Annotated in this window: 10 protein-coding genes; 7 read left to right on the plus strand and 3 right to left on the minus strand. The window is 42.6% G+C overall.

The features are described 5' to 3' along the window. Positions 1-285: 285 nt before the first annotated feature. Both I6G42_RS00220 and I6G42_RS00225 read left to right on the plus strand, forming a co-directional pair. Complete coding sequence (locus I6G42_RS00220) at positions 286-1,149, plus strand: helix-turn-helix transcriptional regulator (protein WP_038804534.1); 864 nt, start codon at positions 286-288, stop codon at positions 1,147-1,149. An 84-nt stretch (positions 1,150-1,233) separates the two neighbouring features. After that, the gene (locus I6G42_RS00225) at positions 1,234-1,602 is read left to right on the plus strand and encodes a nuclear transport factor 2 family protein (RefSeq protein ID WP_038804535.1); all 369 of its coding nucleotides are present in this window, start codon (positions 1,234-1,236) and stop codon (positions 1,600-1,602) included. 117 nt (positions 1,603-1,719) lie between these two features. Here I6G42_RS00225 and I6G42_RS00230 read toward each other — a convergent pair whose 3' ends face one another. Further along, entirely contained in the window at positions 1,720-6,444 is a 4,725-nt protein-coding gene (locus tag I6G42_RS00230) for an endo-beta-N-acetylglucosaminidase (RefSeq protein WP_038804536.1), read from the minus strand. Positions 6,445-6,786: 342 nt separating this feature from the next. On the opposite strand from I6G42_RS00230, the gene I6G42_RS00235 reads away from it, so the two are divergent. Next, positions 6,787-8,418 (plus strand): Na/Pi cotransporter family protein, encoded by a 1,632-nt coding sequence (locus tag I6G42_RS00235; RefSeq protein WP_038804537.1) that lies wholly within the window; start codon positions 6,787-6,789, stop codon positions 8,416-8,418. A gap of 95 nt (positions 8,419-8,513) precedes the next feature. Here I6G42_RS00235 and I6G42_RS00240 read toward each other — a convergent pair whose 3' ends face one another. Further along, positions 8,514-8,810, minus strand: a complete 297-nt coding sequence (locus I6G42_RS00240) for an enterocin immunity protein (protein ID WP_038804538.1) — start codon at positions 8,808-8,810, stop codon at positions 8,514-8,516. Positions 8,811-8,831: 21 nt separating this feature from the next. Further along, positions 8,832-9,896, minus strand: coding sequence for a glutamyl aminopeptidase (pepA, locus tag I6G42_RS00245; RefSeq protein ID WP_038804539.1), 1,065 nt, complete (start codon positions 9,894-9,896; stop codon positions 8,832-8,834). 235 nt (positions 9,897-10,131) lie between these two features. Here pepA and I6G42_RS00250 point away from each other — a divergent pair, with 235 nt between their 5' ends. The 4 genes from I6G42_RS00250 to I6G42_RS00265 all read left to right on the plus strand — a co-directional run bounded on the left by I6G42_RS00250 (position 10,132) and on the right by I6G42_RS00265 (position 13,852). Beyond that, positions 10,132-11,091, plus strand: a complete 960-nt coding sequence (locus I6G42_RS00250; protein ID WP_038804540.1) for an ABC transporter permease — start codon at positions 10,132-10,134, stop codon at positions 11,089-11,091. After that, a complete protein-coding gene (locus tag I6G42_RS00255; protein ID WP_038804541.1) occupies positions 11,081-12,037 on the plus strand; it encodes an iron chelate uptake ABC transporter family permease subunit in 957 nt (318 codons plus the stop codon). Before I6G42_RS00250 ends, I6G42_RS00255 begins: the two co-directional genes overlap by 11 nt. Next, complete coding sequence (locus tag I6G42_RS00260; RefSeq protein ID WP_038804542.1) at positions 12,034-12,786, plus strand: ABC transporter ATP-binding protein; 753 nt, start codon at positions 12,034-12,036, stop codon at positions 12,784-12,786. Before I6G42_RS00255 ends, I6G42_RS00260 begins: the two co-directional genes overlap by 4 nt. Before the next feature lie 94 nt (positions 12,787-12,880). Then, the gene (locus tag I6G42_RS00265) at positions 12,881-13,852 is read left to right on the plus strand and encodes a siderophore ABC transporter substrate-binding protein (protein WP_038804543.1); all 972 of its coding nucleotides are present in this window, start codon (positions 12,881-12,883) and stop codon (positions 13,850-13,852) included. The last annotated feature ends 6 nt before the right edge of the window (positions 13,853-13,858 follow it).

The raw sequence follows: 13,858 nt of genomic DNA on the forward strand, positions 1-13,858 counted from the left end.
ACCCTAAACTTTTCGAGTTCTTTCTTCTATTTATTAACCTAAAAACCTAGGATTGCAGTGCGGGAAATAGTAATCTTCACATAATTCGGTTGGAATAATTTAGGCAAATTCTTGATTGATCTGCCTAATTATTTCTATACTATCCTTTTTCTAAGATTTTAATCCTTAATATTCTAAACTCTACAGTCCTTCTTTTTGAATTGCTAGGTTTCTTATTATACAATATAACTAAAATAGTTTCTTCAGTTTGTGCTATTTGAAATTAAAAGAAGGGGAATTGCTACGATGAAATTAGAAAGACTAATCTATATTTTACTGTCTCTTTTAAATAAGAAGAGAATAATAGCTAAAGAGATTGCAGATAGGTTTGAAATATCTACTCGAACTGTATATAGAGACATGGATACACTCAGTTTAGCGGGGATCCCAATCTATTCAGAACGCGGAGATAAGGGAGGTTTCTATATACCAAGCGACTATAAGATAGACAGGAACTTTTTCACTGAGGAAGAGAGACAGTTTATCATTAATATGAGCCAAAATGTTAGTAAAATCGTTGGTCATTCAAGTCTTGACAGTATCGAACACAAGCTGTCTTCTCAAGAAATTACAAGAGCAAACAGTCCTTTTTACTTTGATCTCAGTTCCTGGACTCTTAATACAAATTATTTACTAGAAATTGAGGAAGCGATACAAACTGAACAGATGATTTCTTTTTCTTACTATTCGAAAAAACAAGAAAAAAGTCAGCGAACCATTATCCCATACAGATTGATCTATAAACTGAATGCTTGGTATGTTATCGGTTACTGCTTAGAAAAATTAGATTTTCGTATTTTTAAATTAACTCGAATTCGAGAACTAGAATCAGTGGAGATAAAAGATAAATCATTCGATTATCCACGTTTATCTCAAGAAAAGTTAGAGTTTTTTTTAAATCCGCCCAAAAATAAAGTGGAGGGGCAAAGAGAAGAAATCAGAGTCGAGGATGAAATAATAAAAGTTCAGGCATTTAGAACTTTAACTCCTTCGTTTTTTGATTTACTATTAAGCTTTGGTTATCAAGTAAAGGTCGTATCTCCAAATCACTTACAAACTCTACTGGTCAGTACTCTCAAAAAAAATCTTCAGCAATATGACAACCTGTAGTCATATTTCCTTTTGTATACTCTTAAGTGGGCAAAATATTTCGTGATATTCATCATAGCCCAATTATTTTACAGGAGGTTCCAAATGGATACAAAAACACTTGCAGAAAGCTATTTTACGGCAGTAAATGAGGGAGGCTGGGAAGGTTTCGTAGCTGAAAACTTTGACTATGGCATGTGCGATAGTATAAAAATTCGACAAGGACGTGATGTTTATTTGCAAGGCGCAGGCCAATTCTATGCTTTGAGCCAGCATCTTGAAGTGAAGCAATTACTTGTTGATGGTCGAACAGTCTCAGCTTTAAATCGCTACCGTCTACATTCTCCTCAAGGAAAAGAACTAGAACTGGATGTCGCAGAATTTCTGAAATTCGATGAATTTGATAAATTAGTTGCATCCAATATTTATTTCGACACCTATCGTTTCCAAAAATTTATCCAAGGAATTGAATAACAAAAATCTAGCTTCAAATTTACTCTTCAATTTCAAAACTAAAAACAAGGTCTGACTAATCTACAGTCAAACCTTGTTTTTTATTTTTATGAGAAAATCCAAGATTCGTAAATCTGATTAGTCTTCTCTCTTCTTTCCAGCAAGCAAGCCGTAGCCACTCATTACTCCGAGGAGTCCCAGCGCTACTAGACTAGCATCTTTTGTCGCTCCCGTATTTGGAAGCTCTTTGCTTGTTTCTTCAACTTTTGCTGGTGCTACTGAAAGAGCTTGGTCCCTTGTTTGTGAGACTTGCTCCTCTTTCGTTCCTACTTCAACAATTTCTGGAAGAGCTTCCTTGAGAACCTCAGTCGAATGAAGGGTGTGTTTGCCCTGAGCATCAACTTCTACAAAGCGACGAACTTGGCCTTCAACTCCTGCTTGCACAACACGGCGCTGGCCTTTGAGGATAGCTGAATTTAGTCGTTCTTGACGTTCGAAGGCAAGTGGTTTTTCTTCAATTTCAAGAGTTGGTTTCTCGAGAACTAAATCTTTCACACCTTCAGCTGGTTGGTTGCTTGATAGAACTTTTGTACCAACTTCGGTGATTTCTGGGATTGCTTCCTTGACTACCTCAGTCGAACGAAGAGTGCGTTTACCTTGGATATCTACTTCTACAAAGCGACGAACTTGACCTTCAACTCCAGCTTGAACTAGCTGGCGTTGTCCTTTGAGAAGCTCGGCGTTTGGTCGCTCCTGGTGTTCATAGGCTGTTGTTTCAGTTTCAACAACTAGTTCAGGGAGGACTTCAACTGTTGGAGCTACTTCATTTGGATCCATGCTACCAACGTGGTGACTTTCTTCTGCAGGAGCTAGTTTCTTATTCAGCTTTTCTTTCATTTCCGCAAACGCTTGAGGAGTTGGCGTTTGTGAAGATAACAAAGCTTCTGCTTGGGCAATCAACTCAGCTTGAGAATCTTTTTCACGAACTTTTGTCAACAAGCCTTCCAATTCTTCTCTAGCAGTTTGATAACGTTGATTTCCATCCAGGTCTGCTCCTGCTTGTTTCAACTCATTCAAAGCCCGGTTGACTTCTTCTTGGCTAGCATTGTGGTTTTCTGCTACTGCTTTCGCTGCAGTGAGCTTCTCTACTAGTGTTGCTTGTTTGTCCTCACTTGAGAAGGTGTAGGCAAGGGTTGACTGGCGACCTTGGGCAGCAGTGATTTCTTGTTTGAGGTACTCATCATTGACTGCAGTCTTTGGAGAAACCAAGACATCGAACTCAGCTGTGTGTCCCTTGTAATGAAGGGTCAAGGTCTGACGACCAGTCTTTTGAGCATCGTAGCCCGTAATTTCAACACCTTGATCTGTGAAGGCATGGCTTTCTTCTGTCTCATCATCATAGAGAACGCCGAAGCGCCCTTCTGCAAGATCCAGTTGCTCTCCTACTAGATAGTCCGTTTTCGGTTTCTGAGTAATGTACAGACCTGCTACTTCCTTTGGTTTTCCTTCATCTTGACCAGTCACTTGTACCTTCAAGTCACCGCTTACTGGAAGTCCAAGATAGCTAACTGTGAGCTTTTGTTCCCCTTTTTGATGAGCGTTGTAGCCAGATACTGTCACACCTGAGTGAGTAAGGTTGATCAGCTCATCGGCTTGTCCCCCTTCGTATTGAACACGGAGAGTCCCACCTCTAAGGTCAAGTTTTTCTCCCTCTTTGTAAACTATCTTCTTAGGTCCTTTTTCAAGGCTAACTGCAGCAATTTTTCTCTCATCCTGCGGAATTGCTACTGCCAAGGTGTTACTGATTTCTTTGCCAGGTAGTTGGGTACGATAGTAGAGGAGAGTTGGTTGCTTGTCAAAGCCCAATGGTGCTGTTGCCAAGTCGCCTCCAGTTTCAGACTTCAAGGTTGCAATTGGTGTTTGTGAATCTGCCTTGTCGTAAACGGTGATAGTTGCACCCGCTGGAACATCAGAGAAACCAAGTTGAACTTGATGGTTTCCAAGTGAACGAGCAGCTACCTTAGCCATTGGAATATTTTGACTTTCTGTGTCCAAGGTTTCGTACATCTTCCAGTTGTAGATACGAATGGCTTTCCAAGGTGTTCCGTTATCAGATGTAATGACATGCAAACGCCAGTCTTGGGCGGTGATTGGTTTATCAAGAGTGATATCCGTCACGTGCGCTTTATTGCCACGGACTTCCTTAGCTAGTTTCCACTCGCCATCTGTATCCTTGTAGTAAAGATCAAAGTCCTTGGTGTTCATCAAACCGTCGTTTACGGATTCTCCACCAGCTCCCGCATGATCCATGACCCATCTAACAACGGTACGTGGCTTGGTCAAGCGAATATCCACACTACCGCTCAATTGTCCTGAAGACCACTTGTCTGACAGACTTGTAATCGTACCGTTCAACATACCTTCAATACCTTCTCCACCTTCAGTATTTGGGAAAGTGCTACCAATAACCTTTGCACCTGGAACGATATTTTCAGCTAAAGGTCTTGGAAGAGTCGTATCCTGAACTGTCATCCCCCAGTTAAAGGATGCCGTCGCAGCTTCGGAACGAAGGCCATTTTTACCAACTGCAACGACCTTCAATTCTTGAGTCGTACCAGTCGCATTAGCAGAACGGCTAACTTTTGGCAAGTAGATGGTTGAAGCAGATGATCCTGTCAACAAACGCCAGTTATCTCCATCTTTTTCGTAGACTTCATAGAAATCTGCATCTTGGTTACCCGAAAATTGAACCACTGCTTCAGCTTCTTGGGCATTCTTAAGAGATTGCTTCACCACAGAGAGACCTGTAGGCGCTTGCGGTGCTTGGTGACTGTCTGAAATTGTTAATTGTCCTAGGTTAAACTGATAATCTTTTACAGCTCCTTCATGCTCGAAGAAGAGTTTGACTGCATAGATGGTTTTACCTGCTAGTGAGCTGAGGTCAAATTCTTCATTCTTCCAGTCATCAGAGAGAGTCAGTTCTTTCCATGCAGCTGCATCCTCAAATTTGTAGTCTGGAGTCGTAGAGAAGGCCATATAAACTTTAGAGCCTTTTCCTCCCTTGTGGGCAACACGGAGTTTGGTTTTCTCCGTTACTTCTAGTTTAGTAGAATACAAATTCACATCCTGGTCCGTCTTACCAGCTACATCACCTGAGAATTTAAGGGAGTTCCCACCATTATATGCATCTGTAAAGTCATATTCTGCATGGAGTTTTTCCCCTGTCGAAGTCTGCCACCAGCGCCATGTTGGCAAGACACCTGAAACCGAACGATAGTTCCACTCAGAATCCTTAGAAACTTTACCGTCTACAAACCACTTTCTACCATGACCTGTATTAAAAGAGGTAGTGAAGGTCCGACCTACTGCTGGAGTGCGATCCGCAACTAAATTGGCAATTCCATACCACTCTTTATCACCTGGTTTTTGAGCCGTTGGATCTCCTTGGTAGCCTGTGAAGAAGATGTCCTCGTTCTTGTGGTAATCTTCACCTGTTTTTCCTAGACTGGTAATCGTATCCGGCGCAAAAAGTCCAAGTGACAAACGCAACTTGCCTTTTTCATCTAATAGAGCATCCCATTTGACCTTGGTCTTATAAGAACCACCTTGTTGCAATTCCAAGCCTGCAAAGACATCATATTGGCTACGCTCTAGCCATTTTGCCATCTCTACGGAGTGGTCATTCTTTTCCTTGTTCCAGTTGAAATTGGCAAAAAATTGATCTGCAGGGACTTTGTCACCTTCTTTTTGCATGAACTGGTAGTTGTAATCACCTAGACCATCTTCGTGGTAACGGCCATATTTGTAGGTCATGGCATCATACCAAGCATACTTGATTGGGTGGTTGACTTTAGCCGCGTATTCTTTTGTATAGAGCATGAACTGGCGCATCTTTTCACCAAGAGGTGCTACCAATTCCCCCGTTGTTTCTTGGTTGATGAAATAGCCATCAAAGCCATAGTATTTAGCGAGATCGACGAGTTTTCGTGCAATTGGAAAGCTGCCATCCTCATCTTGCTTCAAAGCCTCAGCAAACTTCTCTTGGTCGGCAATGCTGTTTGACCAGTTGAAGAAAAGTGTTCCATAAACGGGAACTCCGTTGCGGTGCCCGGCATCAATGACGTCTGGAGTTGGGACTAGGCCTTCCCAGAAGACCATTGAATCCAAGTATTGCCAGTAATCAAAGGCGTAGGCCTTGAATTCTTCTCCACCAACAGAAGCGTGGTCTTTAGCCTTTGAGTTGGTATTTGCTAGCGCCTGAACTTTAGCTCTTCTGCTTGCTTTTTCGTTAACTAACTGACCTCTATGGCGCTTGGCGAGTTCAACTGAGGAACGGTTAATAGGATCATCCTCACGCGTACCCGGTTCCCATTTTAACAAATCTTCCCAAGTATCAAATTTGATTTCTTTTGGTCGGAGACTCTTTTCTTCATTTTTAGGAACGTCTGCTAAACTTGGTTTGTCTGTTTTATTGTCAACCACCTGAGGAACTTCCTCCGGTTTGGCTTCTTCTTTATCAGTTGGTTGAGTAGGTTTTTCAGCTTTATCTGTCGAAGCTGGCTTTGCCTCTTCTTTTTCATTGACCAAATCAGCTATTGCTGGAGTGTTTTCTGAAATGGGTTGCTCAGCTACCTTGTTTTCAGTTTCCTCTAATTGTTTTTCGAGAGCAGCAGTATATGGACTCGCTGTTTCACTAGCGCTTGTAGCTTGGGCGCTCGTATTTGCGACTGCCTCAGGGACAGCGACCTGTTCTGCAAGAGCCGGGCTCGCAAATAGAGCTGAACCAATCATCAAGGAACAAGCTCCGATTGATAGCTTACGAATACTGTAACGGCAACGTTTTTCAAAAAATAGATCTTTCATCTTATCCTCCTAATAAAACATAAAGTAAGCGCTTTACTTTTTTAGATAAAAAGCAACTGTTCTCATGGCATACCATCAGAACAGGATTATCTTCATTCTATCTTATATGAAAGCGATGTCAATCTATTTGACACAAAAACTATAACTAGGATAAAAAACAGTTAAATTTGGATAGAATCCTTGCAGACATTTATACTTAAGGTAAGAACTCTATTTAAGGAAGAAATTTAAAAAAGTTAGCAATTTCTTACTAAAAGATTAAGAAAACACTTGTGAGATTTACTTTTATCCTTTAAAATAGAATAGGAGAAATTCCGTTATTATTTTTCGGAGGAAAAAGAAATGTCCATTAATTGGCAGGAAATTTTATTTCACTTTTTAGGAGGTCTAGGACTGTTTTTATACAGTATTAAGACCATGGGAGACGGTTTGCAACAAGCTGCTGGAGATCGCCTTCGTTTTTACATTGACAAGTACACCAGCAACCCCTTTTTAGGTGTTCTAGTCGGGATTGTCGTGACTGCCCTGATTCAGTCAAGTACAGGGGTTACAGTTATCACGGTTGGGCTGGTCAGCGCTAGTCTTCTAACTCTTAGACAGGCTATCGGAATTATCATGGGAGCCAATATTGGAACCACCGTTACTTCCTTTATCATCGGTTTCAAACTGGGTGAATACGCTTTGCCCTTGATTTTCCTTGGAACCATGTTCCTATTCTTTACAAAAAACAGAACAGCAAACAATATCGGACGCATCCTGTTTGGTGTAGGGGGAATCTTCTACGCCCTCAACCTCATCAGTGCCGGTATGAGCCCACTTAAAGATTTACCACAATTCAAGGAATACATGGTAACCTTAGGACAAAATCCTATTTTAGGAGTGGTAGCCGGTGCAGTGATTACCGTCCTCATCCAAGCTTCTTCTGCGACAATCGGGATTCTACAAGGTCTCTATGCAGGTGGCTTCCTTGATCTTAAAGGTTCACTACCAGTTCTCTTCGGGGATAATATCGGGACAACCTTAACCGTTATTATTGCCGCAGCTGGAGCCAATGTCTCTGCAAAGCGCGTTGCAGCAACCCACGTTACCTTTAACGTTCTAGGAACTATTCTTTGCTTAATCTTATTAGGCCCATTTACGTCCATGATCGAGTACTTCCAGGCACTCCTTCACCTCTCACCTGAGATGACTATTGCCTTCTCTCACGGTGCCTTTAACGTAAGTAATACTGTTGTACAATTTCCATTCATCGGTGCCTTGGCTTACTTTGTAACCAAGCTCATCCCTGGGGAAGATGAGGTTGTCAAGTACGAGCCTCTTTATCTCGACGAACAACTTATCCAGCAATCTCCTTCTATCGCACTAGGAAATGCAAAAAAAGAACTCTTGCACTTAGGGAACTATGCAGCTAAAGCTTTTGACCTTTCTTATAATTATATCATCAGTTTGGATGAAAAGGTAGCTGAAAAAGGACACAAAACAGAGGAGGCCATCAATACCATCGATGAAAAACTCACTCGTTACCTCATCAGACTCTCAAGCGAATCCTTGAGTCAAAAGGAAAGTGAAGTCTTGACTAACATTCTGGATTCATCTCGTGATTTGGAACGGATTGGGGACCACGCAGAAGGTTTGCTTAACCTAACAGACTATCTCCAACGCAAAGATGTTCATTTTTCTGAAGCTGCTCTAGAGGAATTAGCTGATATCTATCAAAAAACTACTGAGTTTATCAAAGATGCCCTTGATAGTGTCGAAAACAATGACATTGAAAAGGCTCAAAGCCTGATTGAGCGCCATAAAGAGATTAACAATATGGAACGCATTCTCAGAAAGACCCATATCAAACGCCTCAATAAAGGTGAGTGTTCAACACAAGCCGGGGTCAACTTTATCGACATCATTTCCCACTACACTCGTGTGTCTGACCATGCTATGAACCTAGCTGAAAAGGTCATCGCCGAACAGATTTAATAAGTAAGAAGCCACCTTGACTTAGGTGGTTTTTTCGTCTCTTAATCAAGAATGGCTTTTCTGACATATAAAAAATGCTTTGATTCACAATGGAATCAAAGCATTTTAAAGAGTTCACCAAACATAATAGCAGAAATCGCGGTTCCTCTGTACTTGGCTTCTTCTCTTTTGATAAAGCGAGCCAAGTTGATCAATTCAGGTGCTGGGTGTTTGGGATTTCTGAACAGTTCAAGATTGACCAAGCCTGAGAGACGGACTGCCAGCAATTGCTCATTTGTAGTAGGCAGTTTTTTAGCAGTCTCTAGGAGAGCAGCGACTAACTCATCACTCAAGCCCTGACGAGCATGGTTGTAGAGGTCTTTTATTAAGCTTTCTAGATTTGGTTCTGCCATCCCGAGCAACCTCCCTTATGTTTAATAATTTTTAATCAAATCAACCGTTGAACGATCCAATTTTTTCACCAAGGCTTGCAAGAAGGCTTGAGCTTCTAGGAAGTCATCCATCGCGTAGAGAGTTTGGTGAGAATGGATATAACGAGCACAGACACCGATAGTTGTAGATGGAACACCTCCATTTTTCAGATGGGCTGCGCCAGCGTCCGTTCCGCCTTTACCACAGTAGTATTGGTACTTGATACCAGCTTCTTCAGCCGTTGTCAAAAGGAAATCCTTCATTCCTGGGAGAAGCAAGTGACCTGGATCGTAGAAACGAATCAAGGTTCCATCCCCAATCTTGCCTTGACCTCCATAAACATCACCAGCAGGCGAACAATCAACTGCCAGAAAGACTTCTGGGTCAAACTTGGTTGTGGAAGTATGGGCACCACGGAGACCCACTTCTTCTTGGACGTTAGAACCCAGATAGAGTTCATTGCCGAGTTTTTGACCTGACAAGGCTTCTGCCAACTCGCTCACCATGAGAACACCGTAGCGATTGTCCCAAGCTTTGGATATGATATTTTTCTCATTGGCTGTCAAGATTGCACTACTATCTGGAACGATAGTGTCTCCAGGACGGATGCCAAAACTTTCTGCTTCAGCCTTATCTGCAAAACCACCATCAAAGACGATATCTGCAATAGCTGGCATGGTTGGTCCACCTGTTCCACGAGTCAAATGTGGCGGTACAGAACCTGAGATCACGGGAATTTCACGACCATCACGAGTAAAGAGTTTAAAGCGTTGGCTACTAACCACCATGGGGTTCCAACCACCGATTTCAACGACACGGAAGGTTCCATCTGGCTTAATCTCGCTGACCATAAAGCCAACTTCGTCCATATGAGAAGCGACTAAAACACGGGGCGCATCGGTAGCTTCTGAATGTTTAATCCCGAAAATACCGCCCAAGCCATCTGTCACAACTTCATCCACATGCGGAGTCAACTTTTCACGGAGATAGGCACGGACAGGCGCTTCATGACCTGAGATCGCAGCAAGTTCTGTTACTTCTTTGATTTTTGAAAATAATGTTGTCATATCAGTTCCTTCTTTCTGTCCTCCATTTTACCACTTTTTATAGGAGAAGGATAGTGGGAAGGTGGATTGGTTTTTACTAGTTTATTCTATAAAAGAGGGAACTAGCACTTATTTCAGGAATTTTTCTTTCTTTTTACATTAAATTGTCAGAAAATTTATTGACAGATTAAAAAATCGTGTTACATTTATATCCGCAGGTATCTTTCGATACCAAATCCACACGAAAGGACGGGGTATGAAACTCTCTCATATTTTAACAGGCTTACTTCTACTCCTAGTCTTTCTCTCCATTACCATTGGAACCAGTGATTTTTCTTGGGAAAAATTCTTTGCTTTTGACCAACAGACCTGGCTTCTCTTTCAAGAGTCGCGTCTTCCAAGAACCATCAGTATTCTCCTTGCAGCATCAAGTATGAGCATGGCAGGACTCCTCATGCAGACCATCACTCAAAATCAGTTTGCTGCTCCAAGCACAGTCGGAACGACAGAAGCCGCTAAACTGGGAATGGTGTTAAGCCTCTTTGTCTTTCCGTCTGCGAGTCTGACCCAAAAGATGCTCTTTGCTTTTGGATCATCCATTTTATTTACCCTCTTCTTCCTGGCCTTTATGACTATTTTTTCTATAAAGGAAAGGTGGATGTTGCCTCTGATTGGGATCATTTATAGCGGGATTATCGGTTCTGTCACAGAAGTTATAGCCTATCGTTTCAATCTGGTTCAGAGTATGACGGCTTGGACCCAGGGCTCCTTCTCCATGATTCAGACCCATCAGTATGAGTGGCTCTTCTTAGGCCTCATTATCTTGATTGCCGTTTGGAAATTGTCCCAAACCTTTACCATCATGAATCTAGGAAAAGAAGCTAGCGAAAGTTTGGGAATTTCCTACTCCCTACTTGAAAAACTGGCCCTCTTTCTGGTGGCACTAACGACAAGCGTCACTATGATTACCGTGGGTGCCTTGCCATTTCTCGGGGTCATCGTTCCCAATCTTGTCCGCAAGCGCTATGGAGATAATCTGAGTCAAACCAAACTCATCGTCGCTCTGGTCGGTGCCAATCTGGTTCTGGCCTGCGACATCCTCTCTCGAGTCTTGATTCGGCCCTATGAGCTGTCTGTCAGCCTCTTGCTAGGAATCATCGGTAGCCTCGTCTTTATCCTACTTCTATGGAGAGGGGGACAAAAAGATGCAGTTTAAAAGCAAACATACCAAGCTCTTTTGCCTCCTCATTATTCTGGCCATCGGAGCTTGTCTTCTCTACTTTTGGCCCATCACTAACCTGTCTGCCTTTGCCTGGAAGCTGCGTTCCCAAAAAATCATCGTTTATCTCTTGGTAGCCATCGCGACAGGGATTTCGACCATTAGTTTTCAAACCCTGACGGAAAATCGCTTTCTGACGCCAAGTATTTTGGGAATCGAATCCTTCTATGTCCTGCTACAGACCCTGCTACTGATATTTGAAAGCAAATTTCTACAGCTTGGGAAGTCGCCTGTCTTAGAATTTCTAATCTTGCTTCTGCTTCAATCCCTCTTCTTTCTCGCCTTACAAGGCTACTTGAAGACGCTGATGAAGCAAGATCTGGTCTTCATTCTGCTAATCTGTCTAGCACTCGGAAGTCTCTTTCGAAATATCAGTACCTTCCTACAAGTTCTGATGGATCCAAATGAATACGATAAACTGCAGAACAATCTCTTTGCCTCCTTTCAGCATCTCAACACTTCCATCCTAGCCATCAGTTCTCTGATCATCCTTGCCTTGACAATCTTTTTCTTTCGAAAAGCAGTCGTTCTGGATGTCTTGCACCTGCAAAGAGAAACGGCTCAGATACTGGGACTCGATGTTGAAAAAGAACAGAGAGAACTCCTCTGGGGTATCGTGCTTTTGACCTCAACAGCCACTGCCTTGGTAGGGCCTATGGCCTTCTTCGGCTTTATGCTGGCCAATCTTACCTACCTAATCGTCAAAGATTATCGGCACAAGTTGCTCTTTATCGTAGCCATTCTGATTGGATTTATTAGTTTGACCTTGGGGCAAGCCCTCATCGAACGAGTCTTTGCGCTGGAAATTCGCATCAGCATGATCATCGAGAGTGTGGGTGGTCTCTTATTCTTTATCTTACTTTACAGGAGGGCCCGTCGGTGAAACTGGAAAACATTGACAAATCCATTCAAAAACAGGATATTTTGCAAGACATTTCGCTTGAAGTCAGTCCTCAGAAACTGACAGCCTTCATTGGTCCAAATGGTGCTGGGAAATCAACTCTCCTCTCCATCATGAGCAGACTGACCAAGAAGGATCAAGGAATCCTCAGTATCAAAGGTCGTGAAATCGAGAGTTGGAATTCGCAAGAACTAGCCAAAGAACTGACCATCCTAAAGCAGAAAATCAATTACCAAGCCAAATTGACTGTAGAAGAACTGGTCAGTTTTGGACGTTTTCCCTACAGCCGTAGTCGACTGAAGGCAGAAGACTGGGAAAAAATCCGAGAAACCCTGGACTATCTGGAACTGACAAACTTAAAAGATCGCTACATCGATAGTCTGTCTGGCGGACAGCTTCAACGTGTCTTTATCGCTATGGTACTAGCCCAGGATACAGACTTTATCTTGCTGGACGAACCGCTCAACAACCTCGATATCAAGCAAAGCGTCAGCATGATGCAGATTCTTCGGCGACTGGTGGAGGAACTAGGGAAGACCATTATCATCGTTCTCCACGATATCAACATGGCCAGCCAGTATGCGGATGAAATTGTTGCCTTCAAGGACGGTCAAGTCTTTTGTAAAGGAACGACTGCTCAAATCATGCAGGCTGACCTGCTCAGCCAACTTTATGAGATTCCCATCACGCTGGCTGATATCAATGGCAAAAAGATCTGTATCTATAGCTAGACAAGCAGAAATCATGTTAGAGAAACCTCTGTCTCTTGGTCAATAAGTCCCAGAGACTCCCTAGATCGTTATCACATTTTAAAAAGGAGAAATCATGAAAACATCCCTTAAACTTTATCTCACTGCCCTAGCGGCTAGCTTCTTGCTCCTACTTGGTGCATGTAGTACAAATACAAACTCAAGCACTAGCCAGACAGAGACAAGTAGCTCTGCTCCAACAGAGGTAACCATTAAAAGTTCACTAGATGAGGTCAAACTTTCAAAGGTTCCTGAAAAGATTGTGACCTTTGACCTCGGTGCTGCGGATACTATTCGCGCTTTAGGTTTTGAAAAGAATATCGTCGGAATGCCTACAAAAACTGCTCCGACCTACCTAAAAGATCTTGCAGGAAATGTCAACAATGTAGGTTCCATGGTTGAGCCAGACCTAGAAGCCATTGCTGCTCTTGAGCCGGATTTGATTATCGCTTCTCCACGTACCCAAAAATTCGTAGACAAGTTCAAAGAAATCGCGCCAACCGTTCTCTTCCAAGCAAGTAAGGACGACTACTGGACTTCTACCAAGACCAACATCGAATCCCTAGCAAGCGCCTTCGGCGAAACAGGTACACAGAAAGCCAAGGAAGAATTGGCCAACCTAGACAAGAGCATCCAAGAAGTTGCTACTAAAAATGAAAGTTCTGACAAAAAAGCCCTTGCCATCCTCCTTAACGAAGGAAAAATGGCAGCCTTTGGTGCCCAATCTCGTTTCTCTTTCTTGTATCAAACCTTGAAATTCAAGCCAACTGATACTAAATTTGAGGACTCACGCCACGGACAGGAAGTCAGCTTTGAAAGTATCAAAGAAATCAATCCTGACATTCTCTTTGTCATCAACCGTACCCTTGCCATCGGTGGAGATAACTCTAGCAACGATGGCGTCCTAGAAAATGCCCTTATCGCTGAAACTCCTGCCGCTAAAAATGGTAAAATCATCCAACTAACACCAGACCTCTGGTACCTAAGCGGAGGCGGACTTGAATCAACTAAACTCATGATCGAAGACGCTCAAAAAGCTTTGAAATAAGCAAGA

This window comes from Streptococcus oralis (genome assembly GCF_016028255.1).
In the GTDB taxonomy this organism is placed as follows: Bacteria; Bacillota; Bacilli; order Lactobacillales; family Streptococcaceae; genus Streptococcus; species Streptococcus oralis_AC.

Coding starts and splice junctions, on each gene's coding strand:
- I6G42_RS00235 (WP_038804537.1), top strand. CDS start 6,787: ATGTCCATTAATTGGCAGGAAATTTTATTTCACTTTTTAGGAGGTCTA.
- I6G42_RS00255 (WP_038804541.1), top strand. CDS start 11,081: ATGCAGTTTAAAAGCAAACATACCAAGCTCTTTTGCCTCCTCATTATT.
- I6G42_RS00250 (WP_038804540.1), top strand. CDS start 10,132: ATGAAACTCTCTCATATTTTAACAGGCTTACTTCTACTCCTAGTCTTT.
- pepA (WP_038804539.1), bottom strand. CDS start 9,896: ATGACAACATTATTTTCAAAAATCAAAGAAGTAACAGAACTTGCTGCG.
- I6G42_RS00240 (WP_038804538.1), bottom strand. CDS start 8,810: ATGGCAGAACCAAATCTAGAAAGCTTAATAAAAGACCTCTACAACCAT.
- I6G42_RS00225 (WP_038804535.1), top strand. CDS start 1,234: ATGGATACAAAAACACTTGCAGAAAGCTATTTTACGGCAGTAAATGAG.
- I6G42_RS00230 (WP_038804536.1), bottom strand. CDS start 6,444: ATGAAAGATCTATTTTTTGAAAAACGTTGCCGTTACAGTATTCGTAAG.
- I6G42_RS00220 (WP_038804534.1), top strand. CDS start 286: ATGAAATTAGAAAGACTAATCTATATTTTACTGTCTCTTTTAAATAAG.
- I6G42_RS00265 (WP_038804543.1), top strand. CDS start 12,881: ATGAAAACATCCCTTAAACTTTATCTCACTGCCCTAGCGGCTAGCTTC.